The organism is [Clostridium] innocuum, assembly GCA_012317185.1.
Lineage (GTDB): Bacteria > Bacillota_I > Bacilli_A > Erysipelotrichales > Erysipelotrichaceae > Clostridium_AQ > Clostridium_AQ innocuum.
Genome location: CP048838.1, coordinates 1276116 through 1302848, shown reverse-complemented (window position 1 = coordinate 1302848; position 26733 = coordinate 1276116). Strand labels below are relative to the sequence as shown.

The 26733-nt window shown below is 42.6% G+C and carries 21 protein-coding genes; 4 read left to right on the top strand and 17 right to left on the bottom strand.

What is annotated here, in order from left to right; translation table 11 throughout:
• Nucleotides 1-374 precede the first annotated feature (374 nt).
• From G4D54_06300 to G4D54_06280, 5 genes are all read right to left on the bottom strand, one after another.
• Nucleotides 375-1727 carry an MATE family efflux transporter gene (locus G4D54_06300; protein ID QJA02064.1) on the bottom strand — a complete coding sequence of 451 codons (1353 nt, stop codon included), beginning with the start codon at nt 1725-1727 and terminating at the stop codon, nt 375-377.
• A 138-nt stretch (nt 1728-1865) separates the two neighbouring features.
• The gene (locus G4D54_06295; GenBank protein ID QJA02063.1) at nt 1866-2573 is read right to left on the bottom strand and encodes a hypothetical protein; all 708 of its coding nucleotides are present in this window, start codon (nt 2571-2573) and stop codon (nt 1866-1868) included.
• Nucleotides 2566-3273 (bottom strand): NAD(P)H-dependent oxidoreductase, encoded by a 708-nt coding sequence (locus G4D54_06290; GenBank protein QJA02062.1) that lies wholly within the window; start codon nt 3271-3273, stop codon nt 2566-2568. Before G4D54_06290 ends, G4D54_06295 begins: the two co-directional genes overlap by 8 nt.
• A 1-nt stretch (nt 3274) precedes the next feature.
• The gene (locus G4D54_06285; GenBank protein QJA02061.1) at nt 3275-3904 is read right to left on the bottom strand and encodes a TetR/AcrR family transcriptional regulator; all 630 of its coding nucleotides are present in this window, start codon (nt 3902-3904) and stop codon (nt 3275-3277) included.
• Nucleotides 3905-4200: 296 nt separating this feature from the next.
• A complete protein-coding gene (locus G4D54_06280) occupies nt 4201-5628 on the bottom strand; it encodes an amidophosphoribosyltransferase (protein QJA02060.1) in 1428 nt (475 codons plus the stop codon).
• A gap of 637 nt (nt 5629-6265) precedes the next feature.
• Between G4D54_06280 and tnpA the strand changes: the two genes are divergently transcribed.
• Together tnpA and G4D54_06270 are read left to right on the top strand one after the other, a co-directional pair.
• A complete protein-coding gene (gene tnpA / locus G4D54_06275) occupies nt 6266-6694 on the top strand; it encodes an IS200/IS605 family transposase (protein ID QJA02059.1) in 429 nt (142 codons plus the stop codon).
• Nucleotides 6666-7769, top strand: coding sequence for a transposase (locus G4D54_06270; protein QJA02058.1), 1104 nt, complete (start codon nt 6666-6668; stop codon nt 7767-7769). The genes tnpA and G4D54_06270 overlap by 29 nt, the downstream gene beginning before the upstream one ends.
• Nucleotides 7770-8118: 349 nt before the next feature.
• Here G4D54_06270 and G4D54_06265 read toward each other — a convergent pair whose 3' ends face one another.
• The 6 genes from G4D54_06265 to G4D54_06240 all read right to left on the bottom strand — a co-directional run bounded on the left by G4D54_06265 (nt 8119) and on the right by G4D54_06240 (nt 17298).
• Nucleotides 8119-10446 carry a hypothetical protein gene (locus G4D54_06265; GenBank protein QJA02057.1) on the bottom strand — a complete coding sequence of 776 codons (2328 nt, stop codon included), beginning with the start codon at nt 10444-10446 and terminating at the stop codon, nt 8119-8121.
• 663 nt (nt 10447-11109) lie between these two features.
• Entirely contained in the window at nt 11110-12918 is a 1809-nt protein-coding gene (locus G4D54_06260) for an ABC transporter ATP-binding protein (GenBank protein QJA05161.1), read from the bottom strand.
• Nucleotides 12875-14686, bottom strand: a complete 1812-nt coding sequence (locus tag G4D54_06255; GenBank protein QJA02056.1) for an ABC transporter ATP-binding protein — start codon at nt 14684-14686, stop codon at nt 12875-12877. Before G4D54_06255 ends, G4D54_06260 begins: the two co-directional genes overlap by 44 nt.
• 196 nt (nt 14687-14882) lie before the next feature.
• On the bottom strand, nt 14883-15845 hold the full coding sequence (locus G4D54_06250; protein QJA02055.1) for a GHKL domain-containing protein: 963 nt from the start codon (nt 15843-15845) through the stop codon (nt 14883-14885).
• On the bottom strand, nt 15833-16522 hold the full coding sequence (locus tag G4D54_06245) for a response regulator transcription factor (protein ID QJA02054.1): 690 nt from the start codon (nt 16520-16522) through the stop codon (nt 15833-15835). Before G4D54_06245 ends, G4D54_06250 begins: the two co-directional genes overlap by 13 nt.
• 218 nt (nt 16523-16740) lie before the next feature.
• Nucleotides 16741-17298, bottom strand: a complete 558-nt coding sequence (locus tag G4D54_06240) for a TetR/AcrR family transcriptional regulator (GenBank protein QJA02053.1) — start codon at nt 17296-17298, stop codon at nt 16741-16743.
• Between the two features lie 573 nt (nt 17299-17871).
• On the opposite strand from G4D54_06240, the gene G4D54_06235 reads away from it, so the two are divergent.
• Both G4D54_06235 and G4D54_06230 read left to right on the top strand, forming a co-directional pair.
• Complete coding sequence (locus tag G4D54_06235; protein QJA02052.1) at nt 17872-18573, top strand: ABC transporter ATP-binding protein; 702 nt, start codon at nt 17872-17874, stop codon at nt 18571-18573.
• Entirely contained in the window at nt 18573-21059 is a 2487-nt protein-coding gene (locus G4D54_06230; GenBank protein QJA05160.1) for an ABC transporter permease, read from the top strand. The genes G4D54_06235 and G4D54_06230 overlap by 1 nt, the downstream gene beginning before the upstream one ends.
• Nucleotides 21060-21698: 639 nt before the next feature.
• Here G4D54_06230 and G4D54_06225 read toward each other — a convergent pair.
• The 6 genes from G4D54_06225 to G4D54_06200 form a co-directional block, all read right to left on the bottom strand.
• A complete protein-coding gene (locus tag G4D54_06225; protein QJA02051.1) occupies nt 21699-22514 on the bottom strand; it encodes an HAD family phosphatase in 816 nt (271 codons plus the stop codon).
• A 244-nt stretch (nt 22515-22758) separates the two neighbouring features.
• A complete protein-coding gene (locus tag G4D54_06220) occupies nt 22759-23055 on the bottom strand; it encodes a DNA methyltransferase (protein ID QJA02050.1) in 297 nt (98 codons plus the stop codon).
• 161 nt (nt 23056-23216) lie between these two features.
• Nucleotides 23217-23387 carry a hypothetical protein gene (locus G4D54_06215; protein ID QJA02049.1) on the bottom strand — a complete coding sequence of 57 codons (171 nt, stop codon included), beginning with the start codon at nt 23385-23387 and terminating at the stop codon, nt 23217-23219.
• Nucleotides 23388-23511: 124 nt separating this feature from the next.
• Nucleotides 23512-23718 (bottom strand): hypothetical protein, encoded by a 207-nt coding sequence (locus G4D54_06210; protein QJA02048.1) that lies wholly within the window; start codon nt 23716-23718, stop codon nt 23512-23514.
• Nucleotides 23719-23833: 115 nt separating this feature from the next.
• Complete coding sequence (locus G4D54_06205; GenBank protein ID QJA02047.1) at nt 23834-24808, bottom strand: helicase; 975 nt, start codon at nt 24806-24808, stop codon at nt 23834-23836.
• Nucleotides 24809-24816: 8 nt separating this feature from the next.
• Nucleotides 24817-26577 (bottom strand): DEAD/DEAH box helicase family protein, encoded by a 1761-nt coding sequence (locus G4D54_06200; protein QJA02046.1) that lies wholly within the window; start codon nt 26575-26577, stop codon nt 24817-24819.
• Nucleotides 26578-26733: the final 156 nt, after the last annotated feature.

Here is a 26733-nt window from a genome sequence, read left to right as displayed (position 1 = left end):
TGTAGCTGCTCCCTGTCAATAGCGAACAGGCAATTTCATATTTCACCGTACGTTCTCGGCAGATATCGCATGAAGCAAAAGCCGCTGTATTCTTTGCCCTACAGCTGTATGCTTCCTTAATGTTATAAAAACCGCATATAAAAAGAACAGCGTGCCCGCATGCAGGTTACCTGTTCCTTCATTCAATATGTATGTTCATCTCTGTAAAGTCTTTTCAGCTCAGTATGTCATCATGCCCGGATTTGAAGCGTTTTTTGAAGCCGTTTGGAATTAAAAGGCAAATATTTTGAACTCCTATCCTGCAACTAGCGAAAAATGTCATAGCTACTATGACGCGCATACAGGCCTTCCGGTTGGAAACAAGTGTGTGTGTCTCAGGCCGCCTCGAACGCATGCATCCAGTTCACCTTACGATAATATAGGAAGAAGGCGATGGAGCTTAAGGACCATGTCAGCGGATATACCCAGTATACAACGGCGATATCATTCAAAAAGTGAATCATAACCGTTAAAAAGGTCACTCGCACCACACACCAGAACAGCAGCATGACAATCATTGGTACCATGGATTTTCCGGCACCGCGCAGTATGGCGGATATGCAGTGTGAATAAGCCAGCAGGAAGAAGAACATTGCCGAGGTTCTGGCTCTCTCGGTTCCAAACATTACCACCTGCGGATCATTGTTAAAGGCAGCTGTCAATAGCGGTGCCCCCAGAAAAATGACAATTCCGATCACCTCTGCAATCGCCATGGAGCACAGCATACCGAATTTTGCGCCCTTTTTCGTACGTTCGTATTGACGTGCCCCCAGGTTCTGACCGACAAAGGTTGTCAGTGCCATGGTGAAGCTGGTAATTGGCAAAAACGCAAACCCCTCGATTTTTGAATAGGCTCCGCATCCGGCCATTGCCATTTCCCCAAAGCCGTTGATATTGGATTGCACGACCACGTTGGCGATGGCGATGATGGAATTCTGAAGACCGCTTGGCAGACCATAGCGGATAATCAGTGCGAGCATATCTTTGTGAAAGCGAATTTTGCGCAGGGAAAGCCGATAGCTGTCCTTTGTCCGCAGCAGCCGGTTCATACACAGAAATGCACTGACGAATTGCGAAAGAATCGTCGCAAAGGCCGCAGAGCCAACCCCCATGTGAAAGACAACGATCAATACGATGTCCAGCACGATATTGATAATTGATGAAATGATTAGATAATTCAGCGGATGTCTACTGTCACCTACCGCCTGCAGGATGCCCACAAAGATGTTGTACATGACAAGCCCCAGAGAGCCCATAAAATAAATGCGGAAATAGGTTACCGACTGCGGCAGAACATTCGCCGGTGTATCCATCCAGATCAGAATCTGAGGTGCCAGAAGTACGCCGAGCACCGTTAGAATCAAACTGGAAACAAGACCGAAGGCGACTGTTGTATGAATCGCCCGTTGCATATTGTCGATATCTCTGGCTCCAAAATAACGGGCAATCACAACCCCTGCACCGATTGCGATACCGTTGAAAAAGCCGACCATCAGAAAGATGAGATTTCCCGACGAGCTGACGGCAGCCAGTGCATTGCTGCCGAGAAAATTTCCTACAATCAATGAATCCGCTGTATTATACAGCTGTTGAAACAGATTTCCCAAAAACAGGGGAAGGGCGAAGAATATGATTTTCTTCCATATCGTTCCCTCTGTCATTAAATTCTTTGATTCCGCTACCTCCATAAAATTTCTACTCTCCCTTTTTAAATGCTAGTATTTATGATACTCACACGATGCTGCTTCGTCAAGAGCAGATTTTGATAATCCAAAAATACCCGGCTGTTTTATGACCTTTTGATCCTTTACAGCAGCGTTATCCATTCATTTGTTTCTATATTCTTCTTTCAGCGTCTTATGAAACAGTTTTTTCTTGTGTTTTCGGCAGCCGTCAAGGTCACAGTTTTCACAGGTAAGACGTGCATTGCTGCATTTGTAAAAGCGCTCCGGATGCAGTGCATGTCGAATTTCCCAAACTATCAGGGACAGCACACCGAGCAGAACCAGTGTGAGGGTGAATACATTGGGAAAGAAGATCAGAAAGCTGTATTGGAAGAAGGAGTCCCAGTTGTAGATTCTGCATTCCATACAGCAGTCCGGACGAATGAAGATGGAATGAAACGGGCACCAGCCGAATATGGCGAAGAATACAGAAAAATTGGAGAGAGTAAACAGGAGGAATATCCAGATCCGATCGAGAAGACCGTTACAGTACAGATAGCCGGGGATAGCGAGAAAGGTCAGCCAGAACAACATTGCGCCGGCAGCACGCCGGTCATAGCTGCGTTTTTCCGTGAAAAGCACCTGCATGGATTCCTCCCCGGCCTCATAATTTTTCTGAAACTGCCGACCTTTATACAAGGTGGTATTGCAGAAAGACAGCATATCCTTTATCGGAAACACGCTAAAGTAAAGAAACGCGGCAGCATAAACAGGGAAAGGAAGCGAAAAGGGCAGATTTCTATCAAACAGCACACAATAGCAGGCAAATGCAAGGAGTGCGCCGGAAGTAAATACACGTATTCTATTCATCATCCGTCCATGGGCGACTGCTTTCGAGCCATCCACGCTTCTTCCAGTATTGATAGTCCAGCTCTCCTGCCCCCATCCCGTGCTTTTGCATCTGTCGCATTGCATGAAACATCAGCTTTTGTTTCCAGCTGATACGCTTATGGTGCTGCTTTCGTTTGATACGGCCGGCGAGCTTTGCAAGGTCTGTCGTCAGTCTTCGTTTGATGCTTTCCGGTACTGCTTCCCATGTAGTCGCCTTGGAGCGAAAGCCGTAGCAGCTTATGTGGGAGATTCCCCATCCTGTCAGACTCGTCCGTATATCCTTTGCGGCCTTTTTCATCCCGCTGCCTGCACCGGAGGCCAAGATTACCGCCTGCTTATCATACATGGAAGGCAGGGGACGATGTACAACGAAATTTAGAAAGCAGTGATCCAGAAATGCTTTCATGGAACCGCTTGTTCGCAAGCAGTAGGTAGGCGTTGTAAATATAAGTAAATCAGCTTCCTTCATCGCTTTCATAATAGGAGCCATATATGCTGTGTGCGGGCAGAAGTCCTCTCCCAGCTCCATGCAGCGATAACAGCCGCAGCAGAAATGCGGCATATCCTTAGGTAAATAAAATTCATGCAGGGTTTCCACCGGCAGCTGCTCCAGCAGCAGGTGTGCCGCATGCCACGATGACTGCCTGTGATTCTGACCATGTAGTAGCGTAACCTTCATATCAGTCACCCTTTGTAGAATTCAGCTTCAGAAATTGTCGAATATGCTTCTGAAGCAGTTCAATTGCCGTTCGTTCATACTGTGGGTTGGAATCGCATAGCTGAAGCAGCAGAAAGATTGGTGAATAAAACTGCAGTGCCGTAATCTGCGGATCAAGCGGCTTCAGAATACCTGCTTTCATCAAGTGTTGAAAAATCACTGTCTGATATGCAATTGCATCATCGAAATACTGCTTTTGAAACAGCTCTGCAAGTCTTTGATTATGGTAGCGCTCCATATTCAGCATTTTCCGAAAGCTGCTCTCATACGCATCGTGAAGAAAATAAGAAAACATATGTATGCCCATATCGACAAGCTGCTCATCGGTAATCCGGGTATACAGCTTTCCGTCTTCCATAGCATTACTGCCATTGATCTGCATCCCGGCAGCATGCTGCGCATAGCGCTTCTCCATTTCCTTTATAATGGCAAGGAATATGTCCTCCTTACTTGCATAATGCTTGTATAAGGACGGAGCCTGTATGCCTACCGCCTTTGCAATCTGTGCGACACTGATTGCATCATATCCATATTGTGCAAACAGATGCAGCGCCTCTGTACGGATACGCTCCTTTGTGGATAACTGTTTCATTGTATTCTCCCTTCGGCTAACAATCATTAGCTTTCTATCATCAGTATAGGCTAATAATCGTTAGCTGTCAAGCACATGCGCTGTATTCTTTTGGTTTTTGAAAGCAACTGGCTCTTTTGTCTTACTGCAGTAAATTACACAGAAAGCAATATTGCTCCTACAAAAAAAGAAGATACCTATGCCTGACTTGCATCAACTGCATAGGTATCTCCGATTCTTTATTATTTCAAAAACAGGTAAGATGTTATCACTATCCGCTCTATTCTCCTTCAGAGAGCAGACGAAGCTTCTTTTCCCTACTCCTCGTCGTCTTCCTTGCCATCCCAGCAATATGTACATAGCTTGCATCTGTCCAGCCCAATGGAAGCAATCATATCATCGAGGCGATGATAGCGAAGAGATGTAAAGTTGGAGCGCTGGCGAATTTCCTCACACATCTTCTGATAGCGTTCGCTGTCAGGATCTGCATATTCTGCCAGTACCTCACTGGATACATCATCCCCCTCCAGCTTTCGGATGACTCTGCGCGTAATCAGATCCATCTCTGATTTTGAGCGTGAAAAATTCAGATATTTACATCCGAAGATAATCGGCGGGCAGGCCGGGCGGACATGGACTTCCTTTGCGCCGCTTTCATATAAGAATTCCGTGGTTTCGCCGAGCTGTGTCCCCCGCACAATGGAATCATCAATTAAAAGCAGACGCTTATCCCGAATGAGCTCCTGTACCGGAATCAGCTTCATTTTCGCAATCATATTCCGCTGCATCTGACCTGTTGGCATAAAGGATCTCGGCCAGGTAGGTGTATATTTGATAAACGGTCTTGCGAACGGCACACTGGAAACATTGGAATAACCCACAGCATGTGCAATTCCGGAATCCGGAACACCTGCGACACTATCTACCTCTACATTGTCAACATTGTCACGTCCTGCAAGCAGCTCACCACAGCGGTTCCGCATACATTCCACATTGATGCCCTCATAGGTAGATGTCGGATAACCGTAATATACCCACAGGAAGGAACAGATTTTCATTTTATCCTTCGGCTTCTGCAATACTTCAATGCGCTCCGGTGTGATGAAGACGATTTCTCCGGCTCCCAGATCACGGTAGTGATGGTAGCCCAGATTCAAAAACGCACTGCTTTCAAAGGTTGCACAGAAACCTGTTTCCTTTTCTCCAAGAACGATCGGTGTTCTTCCAAGCAAATCTCTTGCGGCATAAATGCCATACTGTGTCATCAGCAGAATGCTCATACTGCCCTTGACAAGACTTTGTACATACTGCAGACCTTCAACAATCGTCGCCTTGTGATTGATTAACGAAGCAATCAGCTCTGTCGGATTCACTTCTCCGGTACTCATCTCCAGAAAGTGTGTAACACCGCGTTCAAAGCACAGACTCTGCAGCTCTTCCAGATTGTTGATACGGCCAACCGTTGTGATGGCAAAGGATCCCAGATGGGATTTTACTAGAAGCGGCTGTGCCTCATTGTCTGAAATACATCCGATTCCAAGATTTCCATCAAATTCCTCAATATCTTTTTCAAATTTCGTACGAAACGGAGAATTCTCGATGTTATGAATGGCACGGGCAAAGCCCTTTTCTCCATGTATCGCCATTCCTCCACGTCTCGTGCCCAGATGTGAATGGTAATCTACACCAAAAAACACATCCAGTACACAGTTTTCTTTTGAAGCTACTCCAAAAAAACCGCTCATGTCTTACCTCCAATTAACTCTTTCTTTTCTTTTTGCGCATAGCACAGATTCATTTTAACGCTTTTTGCCCTGTATGAAAATAAAAAGATAGTTTTTTTTACATTTTTTCGTAAACTGTGGTCTCGGTTTACCGGTTCAATAGCAAGAGAGCCTGCATAGCATATAGGAGCTGTCATGGCTGATGACAGCGATTGCCAGCTTCCCCAGGATATAGCCGCTTTATGCGTTGCTTTCCGTTTTGCCACTGACGTATAACAAGCTGTGCAGTATGATTTGAAGATTCCGTACAGAGCAGATGGATCGCATATTCCATAGATGCTTCAAAACTCGCCCTGACCTTGAATATAAAAGAAGAAATAAACCTCCCGAATCATAGGAATTTATTTCTTCTTTAGTGTTTCATTTGCTTGTATCCTGATGTGAGGTAGAGACTCTGTATGAACTACTTTCTTTAAATATTTTTTTAACAAACAACAGGCAGAAGTCCCCCATCTCTACGACGATAAGTAGATGGAGGGATGAATGCAGCCATATTTCCTTTGGCTTTCCCTTTACAAGTATGGTAAATCAGGCTGTTTTGTGGTATAATATGAGTATAAAAACGGTTTCGGTCGATATAGCGAAATGAGGTGTATTTATGCTTTATTTAGACAGTAATGCTCATTCGGTATTTGCTCTCCATTATCATTTGATTATGACAACGAAATATCGGCGTCGTGTGTTCAATGATGTCATCAGTGATCGTGCAAAAGAGATCTTTCTTCATATTGCCAGATCCTATAACATCTCTCTTCAAGAATGGAACCATGATGTCGATCATATTCATATCCTGTTCTCTGCTCACCCTAACTCTTGTCTTACAAAGTTTATCAATGCATATAAGAGTGCCAGTTCACGTTTATTGAAAAAGGAGTTCCCTGAAATTCGTGAAAAACTTTGGAAAGAGGCATTTTGGAGTCAGAGTTTCTGTTTGATCAGTACAGGAGGAGTCACCACCGACATCATCAAAGCTTATATCGAAAGTCAAGGTGAGAAGAATGGTGTCAAGAAAAGGGTATCAGTTTAGAATCTATCCAAACAAGGAGCAAGAGCTCCTCTTTATCAAAACATTTGGTTGTACTCGCTTTTTATATAATCATATGTTAGATGACAAAATCAAATATTATGAAGAAACTAAGAAGATGAAACAAACGACACCTGCATCCTATAAGAAAGAGCATCCGTTTCTTAAGGAAGTAGATTCTTTGGCCTTAGCAAACGCTCAACTTCATTTAGAAGCTGCTTTTAAAAAATTCTTCAAAGAAACAGATATCGGCTTTCCGAAATGGAAATCAAAGCATCAGGCGAAACAAAGTTACACGACGAATATGGTCAATGGAAATATTAGATTATTTAGTATGATACAAAATCAAACGACCTATCTACGTTTACCAAAGGCAGGTAATGTAAGGATCCGTATGCATCGCATACCACAGGGGATCTTAAAAGCAGTGACGATAAGCAAACAGCAGGATCGTTATATTGCGACATGTCTGTTTGAATATGAAAATAAAGTAGAAAGGAAAGAAGTCGTACATGTATTAGGCCTTGATTATTCGCAAAAACATCTATATGTTGATAGTGAAGGTCATGTATGCGACTATCCTCATTTTTATCGTGCAAGTGAGAATCGATTAGCAAGAGAGCAACGCAAACTTTCCAAGATGGTCAAAGGAAGTAATAACTATAAGAAGCAAAGGAACAAGATAGCCAGGCTACATGCCCATATAGGACAACAGAGAAAAGATTTTCTACATAAAGAAAGCAGGAAGATAGCCAATTCCTGGGATATGGTTGTTGTAGAAGATATCGACATGAAGGCAATGAGTCAGGCATTGAAGCTAGGAAAGAATCTTATGGATAATGGCTTTGGGATCTTGAGAAATTATTTAAGATATAAGTTGGAAGATGAAGGAAAACGATTTATAAAGGTCGATAAATGGTATGCCAGCACACAGCTATGTAATCACTGTGGAGCAAAGAATAAGATAGGGTTAAATGAAAGAACCTATCAATGTCCAATATGTGGTTACATAGAGAATCGTGATATCAATGCAGCGAAGAATATACGTGATGAAGGCATACGATTACATAGGAGTTAGGAAATAAGGATTACAAAGAACCGCTGGACGAGCGGGGATAGCTTGCTTATGCTTAGAACGTTGGTTCTATCGAACAAGAAGCTCCCACTTCTATGCTAGTCTTAGCATAAGTGGTGAGAGTACGTCACTTACTAACATACTTAACATAAACAGCTTTATTCAAAGGAACATTCTCTCTGTGTAATCAAGATACAGGACTCCTTGGTACGGCACCAGCTCCTCTTGCTGAAATGAACGAATCCCCAACAACGTATTGCTGACACCTTTTTTATTTCCTCCAATGTAAATTCCGCCTTATCCAACAGCATTTTATAGCAAAGGTATACGGCAGAAAACATTCTGCTTTTAATTAATTATTTTTTGCATTTCTACTCTTCTGTGTCACTATAATCAAAATAGTAATTACCGATATAAGCGCAGCCAAACTCCAAAAACTCATATCTGAATAATCTCCTGTTTTTGCATTTTTATTGAATTTTATTTTCTGCTCCGTCTTGGGTGTGTTCTGTTTTACAGTTTCTTCATATATCGGCTTATCTGGTGTATTTGGTATAGTAGGTTCATCCGGTATTACTGGTTGAAATCGTTTCTCGTTTATTATCGTAAAGCCATCCATTTGATTCCATTCTAATTTGCAGTCATTTATAACATTATCCTCTTCTATTGTAAATTTATCATTTGCTGCATCTACAATTACTGTCCATGATGTTTTAGGTTCCTTGTATCCTTCAGGTACTTTTGTTTCCGTCAGCTCATAGACACCACTGTTAATATTTGTAAACAAAACTTTTCCTTCTTTGTTGCTTATAGCCTCGCTACTCCAATTACATCCTCTTTCTGTTATAAAATCAGTATAATCTGAATGTGCATCACTGCAATTGCTATATTTTCCGTCTTTGCTTTTACAATTTTCATCATGCTTATGTGTACATACTAATTTGAATTTAGCCCCTGCCAAAGGAGATACAATATTTTTATCATCATCTCTATAGCTACCCTTTTTATTGAAATCAACATTTGTAACAGATCTTGAATCAGATGTAATTAACTTTTTTGTATAGGTGTAGTATACTTTTATTTTCACTTCACCATCAATACTGCCTATGTTTTCCGCATTTCCTTTATTAACGTTTATCCAATTAGATAACCACGCAGAAGCTTCTTGTGCAGACAGAAAGGATTGTGTAATTTCAACTTCTTTTTCTTTCTGAGTTTCACGATCTATATAGCTCATTTCAACATGGTCTAAAACTGCATCTGGAATTTCCTCTATCTTCACTTCTACATCGTTGGAGTACCGATCAATATATACCACATCGACATCCTCTTGGATATTTCCTGCATTTACATTCAGGTTTTTATCACCACCAGTTACACGAACTCCATTGTTATCTACAAAAATAGAGAATTTCACCTTGTTTTTATTAAGATTAAATCCATTTGGAGCTTCAAATTCCAGTAAGTAATAATCTCCTGAGGGGAGATTATCTACAATCATAAATTCACCATTCTCATCTGTGATATACTGCTTATCTGAGAATCTCGAATTCGTATTTGCATTATATAAATAGTATTTTGCTCCCTTCACTCTTTTTATTCCTGATTTGTTTTCTGTTATTAGTTTCGTTACTTTGATATTGGCTTTTGCTATACTTTCCGCAATTACCGGTGTATAGATACGAGTTCTAAAAGTAGTCTCATAACTATATGAGATATAATCCGGATCAAGTCTTATATCGACACCTCCGCCTATTGAATTATATTTAAAGAAATCAATTGCATCCTTAGCTTCATGTCCCAGTGTAGCCCAAAGATCTCCACTATGTTTTATATTGTCAATTTGTAAGTTTTTCTTATTAAGTTCCTCATAATTTATTTCTGCATCACTGTTAACAGTGGTTATACTCTTTTCTATTCTAGTAAGAGGTTGATTTCCATTTTGCTTTTTCCCTGAAAACGTTACATCAAATCCATCTTTCTTTAATTCAGGCAGTCTAATATTTTTAACAACCTTCCAATTCTTTTCCTTTCCTGATTTTATAGCTGTTAAATTATTGGACTGAATAAGCGGTAATGCTCTACCTCCATATGTTAATTGTAAGCCTCCAACACATTTCCCATAATTTTTGATTGGATTCCCCCCTAGTTGAATTTCAAGATTACTCTTATTTTTAAACCATTTCAAAACATCATCAGATGAAGGGTTGATGCGATTTATATATTCTATTGAAAGAGGAGAGAGATCGCTAATCTCATTCTTAATTTCAGGATTAAGTGCATCGTATTTATTTCCTAATTCTATAAACCTGGTATTTCTCAACCACTCGATGCCCTGAATGCTTTTAATACCTCTATTTGAAGCATCAATACTCTTGGAATATTCACCTAGAATCTCTCGTATCGTTTTGGTATCGTCCCCATAAAAACCTTCCTTTTGAAAAGCATCATATATAGCTGAAGCAAAGTTCTCATCAATTACTCCAGCCGCCATAATTTGACGAACTCCTTTTACTTTATCTATATCATCGATAGGACCTTTTTCTTCACTAGATACATCATCAAGTGATTTCTGATCCATAACAGATACTGCATTTTTCGCATTTACTTTTATAGATAATCCCATTGCAATAAAAATAGCAGTACAGAGTATAATCATTATCATTTTTATCTTCTTCATGCTTTTCTCTCCTATCCATAATTCAATTCTCCATATAGCTTGTACATTTTTATTTAAGCTTCATATGCTTATTTTATTCATTCTATTCTTTCACCAGCTTTCTCTTTCTTTATGTAGCATACCACGCCCATATTTCAAATTGCTACATAATCCACATGTATTATACATAAACCTATACATATATAAACACGTGTATAAAAGGGCATTTTTCCTTATTCTTATGCAAAAAAAACAGCATAATCTGCTGTTTTTAGACAATTTCATAAAGTATAACTTTGTAAATAAGATATTTATAATACGTAGTAATTGTACATATATATCAATATTTATATAATAACATGTTTTTGGTAAAATTTGAATAATTATTTACTGCCACTTAGAATTACTAGCATTGATATGCTAACGAAAGACACCCAATAAAGCTGTAATTATTTAAGAAATTCTAAATAAATTAGTAAATTGTAGCATCACGCTTCTTAAAATTCTGTTAGCAAATGTTAAAGCGCATACTTTCTATTATATATCCTGTTTTCAAATAACAAATAAAAGGCGGTATCCATTTTTCAGAATTCTCTTTTCAATACCGGAATGGTTTACAGAATTTCATATGCTGCTGCCTTAACCAACAGATGTTCACGTTTAAGAAATCCATAAGAAACACCCTTACTCACTGTAATACTGCGCCTGCGCATTCCAGAGCTGTGCATACACGCCATTCTCCTTCAGCAGAGTATCGTGTGTCCCCTCTTCCTCCACCTTCCCCTGTTCCATAACAATGATGCGGTCACAGAATTTGCAGGAGCTCATGCGATGAGAGATGTACAGGGTTGTTTTTCCTTTTACCAGCATATCGAAATGCTCATAAATTTCCGCTTCCGACAGCGGATCCAGTGCGGCGGTTGGCTCATCCAGAATCACAAAGGGAGCGTCCTTATACAAAGCTCGGGCAATAGCCAGCTTTTGTGCCTCTCCGCCGGACACATTCACACCATTCGCATAATTCGTAAACAGAAGACTGTGCTCCTGATCGGTAAACGACTTGATGCGCTCCCATATATCCAGACGCTGCAGGACAGACGCAATCCTTTTTTCGTTCGGTGTAGATGCTCCGGCAACATTTTCATCCAGCGGATAAGAAAACAGTGCAAAATCCTGAAACACAACAGAGAAGATACTTGTATATTCTGCATAATCGTACTTTTGGATATTGATTCCGTTTAATAATATTTCTCCCTCACTTGGATCATACAGCCGGCAAAGCAGCTTCACAATCGTGGTTTTCCCTGCACCGTTCATCCCCACAATCGCCAGCTTTTCCCTTACATGAAACCGGATATTCACGTCATGCAGGACATCGTTTTTCTGTTGCGGATAACGAAAGGAAACATGACGGAATACAAATTCATATTCTCCATCATCCCGTTTTTCAATGGGAAGCGTTCCGTCATAATGCATATTGGGAAGATGCAGGAAATCATAAAACGCATTCAGATAGGAGAGCTGATGGCGAAGCTGTGCATAGTCTACCTGAAAGTTTGCAATCGCATCCACTGCCTTCAGGATAATTCCCGCCATATACAACACCTGCCCGATGGATATGATGGAACGCATGGCCAGAGTAGCTACATACATGTAGGCACTGAAGGAAAGCACCTGCCCCAGCAGATCACTTTGAAACAGCAGCTTTCCGTTATCCTTGCCGAAGCTGCGGAAAGCCGGATCCTGCATAAGCTCATCATTTTTCGCTTCAAACAAAGCATCCATATGATAAAGACGGATTTCCTTAGCCGTTTCCATCCTGTAGAACAAACCCCACAGGTAATTAACCAGAGCATTATTATGATCATTTTCCTTACACAGCTTTTCGAGAAGAGCGCCATGCTTCTTTGCGAATGCATTTTTAAATAACAGAAATACAGCCAAAACCGCCAGCAGCAAAAGGAGATAGATATCCCATGTGTGAATCTGCAGCATCAAAGTACCTAACGCAAGCAGTGCCAGAAGGATCGTACAGAGTGAGGAACTGCATAATGCGAAATTCTCGATTGCGGAGTCAATCTTACCGGAGCCATTGCTGGAATTGCGTGTTCTTCTTAGCGTATCCATGGTTTCCTGTGTTTCCATACGCTCATATTCCATGCACATCGCCTTATACAGCAGCTTCTGATCAATTCGCTGTACCGCTGTTCGGCAGATAACCTTAAGACGGTTATAAAACGCCTTTGCCAGCAGGGAACAGAACAGTACCCCTGTGCACATGAGAAGCGCCGTTTGAAATGCAGCCGTATATTCTTTTACAATCAGCTGATTCAGAATTTCTGCGGAGTAATACAGGGTGATAAACGGAGATAGCGCATTCGTAATTCCATAGCCGGCCCAGATCCAGACAATATGCGAATTGCTCAACCGGACTATACCGGTGAATTTTTTAATTTCCTGCCATGCATTCACATCCGTCACCCTCTTTCTCATAATATTGCGACTGTGCCTGAAACATCGCCGCATAAATCCCCTGCTTTTCCAGCAGCTCATCATGGCTTCCCCGCTCTGCGATATGCCCCTGATCCAGCACGAGAATTTCATCACAGAATCTTGTGGAGCTCAGCCGATGAGATATAAACAGACTGGAGGTTCCCTGTGTCAGCTCATGATAGCTTTCATACAGTTCTTTTTCCGCAAGTGCATCCAGTGCAGCTGTCGGCTCATCCAGCAACAGACACCCGAAGTCGCGATACAGCGCTCTGGCCATAAACAGCTTTTGCTTCTGACCTCCGGACAGCTGAATTCCATCCTCTTCGATATCCTTGCCGATATGCGTCAGCTCCTGCTGCGGAAGTGCGGATATAAACTCCCAGAGTCCGCAGCGCTTGAGACAGTCCTTCACCCGCTGTAGATCGGTGTCAGAAATATCCTGCATGCTTACATTTTCCGCAATGGAATAGCTGAGCATCACTGCATCCTGAAAAATACCTGTGATATGCGTATACAAATCATCCAGATCCAGCTCACATATATCCGTGCCGCTGATATAAATATTCCCCGCACTTGGTGTATAAAAGCCTAGAATCAGCTTTACGATCGTACTTTTCCCGGCTCCGTTTGCGCCGACCAGTGCAAGCTTTTTTCCATCCTGCAGGGTAAAGGAAACATCCTCCAGTATGCTTCTATCCTGATTCGGATAGGAGAAGGACACGTGATCAAAGGTAATCGTAATCTCTTTCTGATCCAATTTGACACCGCTGCCGTGATGCATCCTGTTTTTCATATGCAATGCCGTACGCATCCGATTGATGAGTACATTGTTCACCGACATTCTCGCATAGCTTTCCTCCACCTTTTTAAACCAGAGGGAAAAGCCGGAAATAATACCGAGATAGAATACAAACTCATCAATCGCCATTCCTGCAATCAGCCGGTTGATCAAAAATGCATAGCAGGCGATATCCCGCACAAAATCCAGCAGCACTCCCAGCGTATCCACCAGCATATAGGCACTGTAATCCCTGGTGCGAATACGGGCGATCAGGCGGTTTACATGTTCAAATTTATCATTGATCCACTCCTGCAGCTGATACAGGCGAATATCCTTGCCTGCCGCTGTGTCATATGCAATCTGATTCAGGTAGCGTGTTTCGATAAGATAGCCATCCAGTTCTGAGCGGTGTGAATATTCATAATGTCTGGCAATGGAAAACAATGCATATTGCAAAACCACTAGCAGAAGCAGACCAAGTACAAACCATATACTGAGTCCAGAGCTAGCCAGTGCATACAGCACCAGTCCCAGAAGTGATGTGGCAAAGATGATGAAGTCATGGAACATTCCCTCCTGTCCGCTGTTATTGGATTCGATCGCCTCTACCGCATCCTCCAGTATTTTCTTGTATTCCTCATTTTCCAGCTGAGCATAGTCCAGATGTGCTCTTCCCATATATACGTTACGGACAAAATACAACCCCCGGCTTTTAATAAACGCAAATGCATTGTATTCGTTTAAATAGCTTACCAGTCCCTGCAGGATTCCATACAGCAGCAACAGCCCTCCCAGCACAAGTACAAAATCTGATAGCGAGCGTTCCTTCAGCAGCAGATTTATAATCACACTGGGAATCAGTACAGAAATAAAGGGGACGATCGCGCCAAGCAGTATGTGAAGCTGCATGCTCCAAAAGGTGTGACGGTCGATTTTCCATAAAATTTTAAGCAGATACAGCATATTTCCCGGTATCGTTTTTTTCATATTCTCACCTCACAACTGCAGTATAAAGCAAAAGCTCGCAATAATAACAAAACGTGCACGAATTGCAGATTTTCGTACACGAATGGTTGTATACCTCCTCGATAATCGGATATAGGGCAGTACAACATAAAGCGGATTTCGCTGTGTTCGTAATTATGCATACAGCAGAGAATACCTCTGTGTTCCCCACAGCATTTCACTTTCGGGTTCTGTCGGATTCCTGCAGCGGCAGCATGATCTCCGTAAGAAATACTCCGGGCTCGTTTTTCCGCTGTATAAAGCCGTCATATTTTTCAACAATCAGGTTCATACGCTTTAACCCGTGTCCGTGATTGCCGCGTTTTTTTGTCACATAGTCCGCATCCAGCTTACGGACAGCTTCACTGGTGGCGTTGGTACAGGAGATATACAGCTGTCCCTTGTACAGACCGATATACAGCCGTAAAAACGGCTGCTCCTTTACCTTTGCACAGGCCTCCACCGCGTTATCCGCCAGATTTCCCAGCAGAGCACACATATCCGTATCCTGAAACGGTATGCTTTCGGGAACGCTTGCCTTCACGTTGATATCAATTCCCTGCGCCAGTGCCAGAGAAAGCTTGGAGTTGAGGATTGCATCCATATTGGCATTCCCGGTTTCCACCAGCTGCCGGATATCATCCAGCTCCTGTTCCAGCTCATTCAGATAGCTCAGCGATTCCTCCAGCTCCGCCTTCCGCAGCTTCGCCTTGAGATTCTGCAGGTGATTATGATAGTCATGCCGCCATGCACGCATGGTGGTATACATATGCTCCACCTCCTGCACCTGCCGGTCAAATACCTTATTCTGATATTCCTGCAGCTGTTGTTCATAGCTGCGGATCATCAGCTTATCATAGAGTACGAGCACAAGCTCCAGCAGTGTCCAGACAAAGGGGGCATACGAAAGCGGCCAGGTCAGCAGGATAAAAACGGGTACGATGATATGCAGGATATACTCCCCGCCTGTATCCAGGATAAAAATAAGCAGAAGAAATGCGGCATACAGCCGGCGATCCCCTGTATACAGGAGTGCAGAAAAGACAATCAGGGAAGCGGCAGCCTCCCACAGCAGTCTGTTTCTCTGCTTCCGAAGCAGCCACAGGTGAACCAGCAGCGGCAGCAGTATCAGAATCTGCATAACAAATCCCGCTTGCAGCGCTTCATAATTTCCTCCTGCACCCGCTGTTTCATTCCTCTGCTTACCGGGATGCATTCCTGATTATCCAGCATACAGCCATCTTTGCGCAGTGCATGGATGTGATTCAGATTCACACAGTAGCTGCGATGACAGCTCAGAAAGTCGCCGGAAAGTCCGGCACATTCCTTTTGAAAGCTGCCCTTCATGCGGAAGATCCCCTTGCGGTGATGACAGCGCACATAATGTGCATCACTTTCCAAATAATAAATATCCTCCTCATACAGCTTGCGCAGTTCTCCATCTATGGACCATAACAGATACGCTTTCGGTGCTTCCAGCTGATCCAACAGCTGACAGAGCTTTTCCTCCTGTACCGGCTTCAGCCAGTAGCGGACGGCATTTACCTCATAGCCTTCAAATACGAAGGAGGGGTCATTTGTCAAAAACACAAGATAGGCGTGTGCGTCCTTTTCCCGTACTTTGCGAGCTATCTTTAAACCGTTCATACCCTCCATTTGTATATCCAGAAACACCAGATCATAGGGCTGCTCCTCCCATGCGAATAGAAACTGCTCTCCTCCGGGAAACAGCGCAATGCTGTGGCTGCCCAGCTTCTGCAGGAGTGCATGCAGCTCCAAGGCTAAATCCTGCTCATCCTCTACAATAGCTATCCTCATATCGTCACCCTCTCATCTCATTTCAAAATTCATGCGCACACCTCATAAGACAGTTCCATGATTTTCCTGCAGCCCTGTATGCATATATGCAATTCACAGCTGGCTCGATCATCCTATATACATGTGGATAATCCGCAGACAATTTCACGGTTCTGTATGCGCAGCATCCGTATGCATATGCTTCCTGCATACATTCCTGATTGCCTGCAATCCTGTGTTCAGGCTTTCCAGCTGAATGGCAGTATAGTTGATAACACAAAGCTGATAAACTGATCAATGGGAAGCGGCTCCTCCTCTTTGACCCAGCTTGAAATTGCGGCAAGCAGACCGCAGAGGTAAAATTCCTCCAGAATGCTTTCCTCCTGCTCGGTACAGGGATGCTGAATTACATACGGACGCAGTATTGGCCATATCATTTCCCGCAGCTTCCTGCTGAACTGATTGCTGGAAGGGTCCCGCAGCAATACACTTACATAGGCGGAATATTTCCTGGCCAGCTCCATAATCATGCTCATATGATTTTTTAACCCGGACAGCTCGCTTTCTCTTGCTGTTTCAAGAATCTGTTCAGATGCCTGCAGCAGCTCAGCCTCTATAGATGCAAGGATATCATAGACATCCTTATAGTATAAATAGAAGGTTCCCCGGTTATAGCCTGCCAGATCTGTGATTTCCTTTATGGTGATTTTATCGATCGGCTTACTGGAATAAAGCGTCCAGAAGGCTGAGCGCAGCTTGTCCTTTGTCTGTTCTGTAATCTGCGGCTGTTTTTTCATAGCGGCGTTCCCCTTCTTTCTTTCGATTTCATAAAGCGTTGTGCGTTGCAGCCTTCACATGTTTAAGCGGATGCTTTGACGGATACAGCATGTCATCCAAACATGTACCGGCTGAATTTTGATTGCCTCTAGGTTTTTGTGTACAGTATGGAATACGGTCATGATTATCTGCTTATGGAAGCTCTCTGTTATCCATCAATATGCACGTATTTTCCATATGCAAAGCCGCCCTACGCCATGCTGTCTTAATCCGAAAGATTGCATAGTGGCTCAATAGAGGCGTACTTTCATGAATTGTTTGCATATGTGGCTGATAAGTTTTTCATGCAGGAATGAGGAACGTGTATCACGGGAATAAGATTTGCGAATGAATACCATAATTATACAGGTATCGCATATTCTCATTTCTAATCATGCAAGGCTGCCTGCACAGCTTTTCTGTTACACTTCACCTTGTTTTATGATACCATGCCGGCCGCTGTATTTCAATCACTCAACAGCATGTCGCATATTGTTTATTGATACGCTTTACGTTCCATTTTATAATTGTTCATAGGAATCATGGAGGACTTTATGAGTGCATATATCACATTTGACAACATCGCAAAGCATTATCACAGTGCAGAAGTCGTAACCAGAGCCCTGGACGGTGCCAGCTTTTCCGTAGAGCAGGGCGAGCTTGCGGTCATCCTGGGACCATCGGGTGCCGGCAAGACGACGGCATTGAATATTCTGGGCGGTATGGATACCGCTACCAGTGGAAAACTGCTTGTGGATGGCAGAGATATCACCGCCTGCAATCACAGACAGCTGGTGGAATACCGGCGCTATGATATCGGCTTTGTGTTTCAGTTTTATAATCTCATACCGAATCTGACCGCCCTTGAGAATATCGAGCTGGCAAATCAGATGAAGAAGGACAGCATGGATGCAGGAGAAATTCTGAAGCTCGTCGGATTGTCACATCGAAGCAGTAATTTCCCCGGGCAGCTTTCCGGAGGAGAACAGCAGCGGGTCGCCATTGCCAGAGCCATTGCCAAAAAACCGAAGCTGCTGCTTTGCGATGAGCCGACCGGCGCGCTGGATGATCAAAGCGGGCGTATGGTTTTGGGGCTGTTACAGAAGCTGAGCCGCCAGGCAGGGATGACCGTTCTCATCATCACACACAATGCGGCTATTGCACAGATGGCGGATCGCATCATACGCTTTAAAAACGGGGCAGTCAGTGAAATGGTACGCAATACACCGCTGCCGGTTTCCGAAATTGCGTGGTGATGATAATGAAAGCATCCGGTAAAGATATCCGCAGAACGATATTCCGCAACAAGAAGCGCTTTTGTTCCATCCTGATTATCACTGCGCTTGGTGTCATGATGCTGAGCGGATTGAAGGCTGCCTGTGACGATCTTCGCTACAGTGCGGATCAGTTTTACGATGCACAGCAGGTATTCGATATTCAGATTGTGTCAACGATGGGGCTGGATGAGGACGATCTTGCGGCATTGCGAAAGGCGGATGGGATCGGGCGTGCAGAAGGTGTCTATAGGGAAACGGTGTACACCTCCGTAAAGGGCAGTTCACAGAATACGGATGTACAGACACTGGGCGGACAGTTGAATACACCTTATCTCCTGAAGGGGAGGCTGCCTGAAAACGAGAAGGAGATTGCTGTTTCCAAAACCTATGCGGATGACAGCGGAAAAACGATCGGTGATACGATCCGGTTTCATGAACCATCGCAGATCAGAAGCACTTATACCATATCTGCCATCGTGCAGGACCCTTCGGATTTGAACAATAAAGACGGGGCAGCGTCGTTTCGTTCCATTTCGGCAAGCCGCTACGTATGCTTTATCAGGGAAGACGGTATTTCTATCCCTGCCTATACGGCAGCCTATGTACAGGTAAAGGGCAGCCGGGATATGGCGTCGTATTCGGATGAATATGAGGCGCTGATCAAACGGACGAAGGAAACGCTGGAACAGGATGTGAAGCAGCAGCAGGAGGACAGGCGCTATGATGAGCTGGTGGAGCAGATGAAGCTTGCGGTATATGCAATTGATCCACAGGCCGCCGCATATGTGGATACCTCTTCCATTGAGCATCCGAAGTGGTACATTCAGGATCGCTCCTCACTTTCCAGCTACAGCAATATTGAGAGTGATGCGGCTTCCATCGAGGCGGTTGGCACAGCCTTTCCTATTGTATTTTTCACGGTTGCGATTCTGATTGCGTTAACGACGATTACCAGAATGGTGGAGGAAGAGCGCCTGTTGATTGGAACCTACAAGGCGCTGGGGTTTCGAAATATAGAAATCATGAAGAAATATCTCCTGTATGCGGGAAGTGCCTGTTTGCTGGGAGGTATCATCGGGGATATCGGCGGCTTCCTTCTGCTTCCGAAGTTTGTGTTCCGTATCTTTCAGACATTATACCTGCTTCCGAATTACCGTCTGCAGTTTGACGCATGGTATGGAATCGGTGGAATCGCATTGTTTACCGGCGGGATACTGGTTGCCGTGTGGATTGCGGTTCATGGAGAGCTGAAGCATATGCCGGCTGTACTGATGCGGCCTAAGGCGCCACGAACAGGCGCAAGAGTTCTGCTGGAGCGGATTCGTCCGTTATGGAGGAATCTGACGTTTTTGAATAAGGTTACGGCAAGGAATCTGTTTCGCTATAAGAAACGAATGCTGATGACGGTGTTCGGGATTATGGGCTGCAGTGCGCTGGTGCTGTGCGCCATGGCGATCAATGATTCCGTCAGTGCATTGATTCCGAGACAGTATGAGCATATTTACCGCTATGATCTCATGGTGATGAAGGATGATGCGCATGTATACCAATCGCTTTCAAGGGATGATGAGGTGAGCGAGTGCCTGGCGCTGCTGGTGGATAATGCCACAATCAAGAGCAGTGGAAATAAGGAAGAACGCGTACAGCTGATGGTCTTTCCCGAACAGGCGGATGTGGCTTCGTATCTCTCACTGGAGGATTTGGATGGTGATCCGGTAACGCTTGAAATGGGCGATGTATATGTGACGCAGAATGCATCGCAGGTTTTAGATTTTTCTTTGAAGGATACGATACGTGTGCAGAACAGCGATTTTAAGGAAAAGCGTGTGAAGGTCACGGGAATCGTTCAGAATTATCTGGGAAATACCATCTATATGAGTGAAAACACCTATGAGTCGCTGTTTGGTTCTTATAGGGAGAATGCAGTGCTGGCGAATTTTAGGGGCGATATCAGTAAACAGCAGAAGGACAGCTATGTGCAGAAGCTGGAGGACAGGGAGGGTGTGTTGTCTGTTGTAAGCACTTCGTCGATGCAGGATGCGTTTGAAACCTCCTTTTCCCTGATAACCTCGGTTGTCTATCTGATTTTAGCCATGGCTGCCGCTCTTGCCTTCGTTGTTCTGTTCACATTGTCCACAACAAATATATCAGAGCGGGTACGGGAGCTTGCGACGATTAAGGTGCTGGGCTTTTATGATAAGGAAGTGCATTCCTATGTGAATAAGGAAACGCTGCTTCTGACATTTCTGGGTATTCTGGCTGGGCTTCCTGCCGGTACGATACTTGCACAGAGCCTTACGTATGTGCTGAATATGCCGTCGATCCATTTCGCTGTGACGATACGTCCCATAAGCTATCTGTATACGGTGATATTGTCCTTTGGTTTTGCAGTTATCGTAAATCTGATTACAAACCGTGTATTGAATCATATTGATATGGTGGAGTCTTTGAAGAGTATGGAGTAAAGGAAAAGCGGTAGATGTGAATCGAAAAGATAGAGTCAAAAGTTTATGGGATTTTTAAATTGAAATTAAAAGTATAATAGAAACTTGAAAATTCGTATAATCAAGATACAATTAAATAAACGAAGATAATTAAATATTGAGAATACGAATGTACTTCTATACCTTATTTAATGTACTCTCATTGAATCTGTGTTAAAGATATATGTGAATGATTTTAATCCCATAACTTTTTTACTCTATCAATCGAAAAGTGTTGATTGGCATGTTATTGCATTTTGTGTGATAATAACAAGAGGAAAGAATCGCGTAGTAAAAAGTATCCGGCTGGCTATAGGATGTATTCCTGATGGAAGTGAATCCCTTACGGATACTTTTTTATGGGCTTTATCATTTTGTGCAGGCCGGGTTCTTTGGATATGCGTTCGTTTGTAGATCGTCTTAAACCAGAGATTCCTACAGGTATAGTATTGTCGGTACTGGTGATTGAATGCTGTGTTTCCTTGTCCATATGAAATTTCTGACCCTGCAGGGGGTTATCAGGATTTGCATGCAGGCTGCAACAATCAATGAAGACACGTTCCTGTATGTGTCTATTGTGTTTAGGCGGATAACCGAGAGATATTCACCTGTATGCCTCTGTTATTTCAAGAAATGATCTTCCATGTATCTGGCAAAGCCGTCTTCATCATTGCTGTATGCGGTGATATCATCTGCAATCGCTTTGGTATCATCACTGCCATTGATCATACAGACACCAAGACCGCTGTATGCCAGCATGTCATTATCATTGGTCGTATCGCCAAAGGCAACGACCTCTTCCGGTGTTATTCTGTTACATTCACAGAATTTTTTCAGTGCATAGGCTTTGGATACCCGTTTGTCTGCAAATTCGATGAGGGTCGGCTGCGTTTTGAAGCCTTTATAGTAAGGAGAGGGATGTCGGTTCAAATATTGTTCGATTTCATCCACGATATCTTCTTTGACACGATACATGATTTTAGCGTTCTCCTGCTCATACATGACAGAGAGAGAGTCCACGACAACCATATGTTTGTCACTGGTCAGGGCGGATTTGCGCATTTGTGCGTCATCGCGTTCACAGAGCAGGCAGTCATCACGATAGATAAAGCAGTTAGAATCAAAGAGCTTCATCAGCTCCATTGTTTCTTTGATCCACGCCTTTTTCATTTTAAAGTAGCTGAATTCCTTTTGATGAAGGTTATCCCAAAGCTCGGAGCCGTTCATGCCGATCAGGATATCAAAGGGGTATGAGATTCCCCACAGTGCTGCTTTTTTTGCCAGTTCATCCAATGACCGGCCTGATGCGATGCCGAAGTAAATTCCTTTTGCGTGAAGCTGATGGATGACAGCTCTCGTTCTTGGTGTCAGTTCTCTTTCGGAAGTAACGAGGGTACTGTCAATATCACATATAACCAGACGTATATTTTTTTCCATAATCGATTGCTCCTTGGCTTGTAAAGTTTGCGGGAAAATTCCCCTGTCAGTTACATTATAAGACACTTTTTCCGAATTTGTTAGCATGAATTCAGGAAATGACGGTTTCTCATTAGAAACTGCAAGGTTGCTGTATTCTTTTTGAAAATAATTTATCACACAGTAATTTGGGAAGTTCACTCGTCAGGTTAAGCGTGCCTCTGTTTGGGTTTTGCTAGTGGTTCTTTTGATAGAGGTGCTTGCTTTATATTTTCCACTGACAGGCTTTAAGGTCAACGTTTCCATTAGGTTTAAAGGTCACGCCCTCGTCTATGAGGAGATCCTTTTGTTCATTCCAGTCCGGTGCAGTTCTACCCGCACTGTTAACGACGCGATGGCAGGGGTATTCGCCATATAGAGAGGAAGCGGAAAGAATCTTGCCAACCTGTCTGGCATTTCGCTCTCTGCCGGCCAGCTCCGCAATCTGTTTATAGGTTGCGACGCTTCCTTTGGGTATTTCCGATACGATTTCCAGTACGATATAAATAAAATGCTCATCCATATGGGGACCTCCGATTCTTATATGTACGTTTACAGTTTTGACTTTCCTGCTATCCTGCCTTACATACCTGCATTAGCGAATACATGTTCCAATTCCATCATTCTCTCCTGAAAGCATATCATCAATGCTTCCTATGCTGAGGAACCAGATTCCCCCACAGCTCATATTCCTTCGCTTAGCATGAAAATCATATCCTGTTCCTTCCTGTTTGAAATTACCGCTTTTACAGATTCCGGATTCTGATTCAGATCCTTAACAATCACCATCCATACATCAGGGGATACTACGATTTTCTTTGATAAATAAATCAGCATCCGTAGCTTGGTTTCCACATGCCTTTCACGTTGAATTGTCTGATAGCGTAAACACAGTCATTCCTCATGCGATAAATCCTCATCATTTTCATCCAGCTCATACAGCTGTTCCTTAACCTCAAGCTAAAAATCATCCAGATGACTAATCTCTGTCGTGACCGGTCTGTATTGATTTCAATACTGGATGCTTTTCAAGATACTGTAATTCAGCTACCTCGTGCCTGCATTCTCCAAAATACGGACAGTTGCAAGCAATCGTAACGGCATGCTCTGTTTTCTGTAAAACCGCAGTATCGTTCCTTTTTACGCGGAAACAGGCTTTGGTATCATTAACAGTGATAGCTTCCACAATGGCATTTTCCTCATACAGCTTTTACCTTAATTCCAAAGGGCATTGGAGTATCTGGCTTTTTTATTTTCTATTTTACATTCATTTTCGTATTCACCATAAGCTTGCCTTTGTGTCATTCTATATTTTGCAGCTGTTCATCCTGTGCAATTTTCATAATTTCATTTACCAGATGCGGATCTTTCAGCCTTGTACTTAAACCATCTTTTTTTGCCCTTCCAAGGAAATCCATATCACTGTACCAGATAATTTCTTTATCAATCACAACAAAATGTGCTGAATGATTGCTGTACAAAATAGCTGCACCCATTCCTTCTATCGTTCGCACGAGCATTTCCTTTTGTCTTTGCTCATCATTCAAGACGACATACAGCTGAACATTTTGATGTGCCTTTTCCTGCATGACATCAAAATAGCTTTTGATTTTTCCTAACTCATAATGCGCGTTCATAATCAGGATTTCACTGCTGGACGCCTTTATATCGTCAAGGAATACATGTTTATAGCTCTGTCCTTCATACATCAGCTGGGAAACTTCAACAATTTGATTTTGTTCCTGCAGAAAGTAGCCTTCTTTCTGGTACTGCTTCAACCTTTTGCGAAACATTCCTTCCAGCATAGGTATATGAGCATCAACATAATCATATACCTTCACCATATCCTTACCTTCCACATTTCTATGAATTCTTCCTGTATACTGCTCTATCCTGGATTCATCAGAAATCGGCATAACAAGAAATAACGTTGATAAGGCAGGCAAATCAAAGCCTTCACCAAGAAGCTTGCTAGTTGCCAAGAGGATGAATTTCTCCTGGTTATTAAAATTCCGTACTTTTGCAATGATTTCATTTCTCTCTTTTGTTTTTCTTTCACCAGTCAGTACATACACATGTATATGCATGTGCTTTAACATCTCATATAAGACTGTCAGATGCTGCTTACGCTCTGACAGGATAATGATTTTACCATCATTCTGAAATTCTTTCACCACATCCTTCACAATCAGATAATTTCGATTTTGGTCGTTCATAATGTCGCTGCAATACTGCGTGTAGGTTTTATTATCATCCAGACACCGCATAGTCGTCATTCTGGGAATCAGGAGCTGTTGGAACCTGTATGTATTCTGTATTTGAAATGAACTGTTTCATAGCGAATAGGACCACAGAACATATGCATGATTTTCTCCAATCCGTCTTTTCTTTTGGGAGTTGCCGAAAAGCCATATATATACTTTGCATTCACGTTTCTCAAAACTCTGGTAAATGTATCGCTGGCGGCATGATGACATTCATCAACGATAATCATGCCATATTCCTTTAGGGTAACTGCAATGTTTTCTAAATTTGCTAAAGATGCAGCAACGGCGATATCTATATGCCCTCTCAGTTTTTTCTTGGAGCCGTTATAGATTCCGATATAGGAGTCTCTTTTTGATTTACATGGCGGTATAGTTAAAAACTCATGAATCCGTTGTTCCCATTGTTTTTGGATTTCTTTATTGGGTACGATAACTAAAGTAGATACTGTTCTTTGCGCTATCATATACAATGCCATAACTGTTTTACCAAAACCCGGAACTGCCTTCATAATTCCCATATCAAACTGCATCAGTGTATTGACAGCCTCCTGTTGATTCTGTCGCAATTCTCCTATAAACGCTGTATCGATTACCTGACCGTTTGTTACCTGTGCTTCGAGCTGTATTTCAGCTTCCGGAAATATTTCTTGCAGTTTATATTTTTGTCCTCTTGGCAAATATAAATACCTATCATCTTCTTCATAATAGCTCAGTACTCTGGGAGTTGTTTCCCGATAAATCGTTTTTTTCAATTTCTGTTTCAAAAAATATTCCGGATTGTACATGGAGCCAAGTCTTTTCAATACAGATAACGTATAAAGATTTAAATCCTTCTTTTCTATACAGAGCATGGTATTTTCCAGACCATACATTTGTTTGGAATATTTCATATTTGTATCTAAGGATAATCCCATTTGCTGTTGATCGAAGAAATAATCATTTTTGTAATAGCTGTTTAAAATCTGATCCAGCTGCTGTTCCTGCAGTTTAGGCAAGGAAGCAAGATATTCTATGGGATGGTCGATCACCTGCTGTAAATCATTGATAAAAGCGGAATTACCTTTTAAATACGCATCATGTCGCAGCGGTAGAGCAATCAGATTTCCAAAGCCTCCCTGTGGCAGATAGTCCTGATTGGGAAACATTCTGTCAAAGGAATTAAAGTTTAGATTTTTATTACCTTCTATTGCCTCCTGAATGAGTAAAGAACCAAGCTTTCTTGCTTTTAATGCTTTTACCGGTGATTCGAAAAACAGCCATAAATGTCCACCCTGTCCGGAAGAAGATCGTTCCATTAATGGATAAATTTCAAAGCGCAAGGCTGTTTTATAGACACTCAGCATGTCATCAAACCAGTTATCCTCGTCGAAATCCATCGCCAGAAGATAACAGGTATTATCCGTTAGTAAAGGATAAATTCCAATCCCTTCGCATGTCAGTTTCCCAGTGAAGTGATGTTTTAGGATAACCCCATCCAGAGATGGAAATTGAGAGATTGGACAGATACTACAATGATTTTTTATTTTTCCCTTTTTACACCCTGCTTGAAAACTTCTGTCACATGCGGGATTCCAACCGAATTTCTGATGCTTCTTACGAAAGTATCTTTCGGCATAAACATCCGGTCTTCCTCTGAAATAACTTAAATAGATTTCTATTTTATCTATAGTAGATAGCTTTTCGTTTGCAGAAAGATAAAAATACCCTCTTTTTCTTAGTTCAGCTTTTAGAAATGCATTTTCCTGTTCCAGTTGCTGTATTCTATCCTCATGTTGCATAAGAGTTCTCCTATCATGATAAAATATTGATGTCTATTTGCTTATGTTATTGGCTTTTCTTTACTTCTGTGTTCGCTCCATTTATCAGATTTTGCATTTATTATAAAAGTGTTAAAATTGTTGATTCTAAAGCATTTCCCTGGACCTTTGTACACT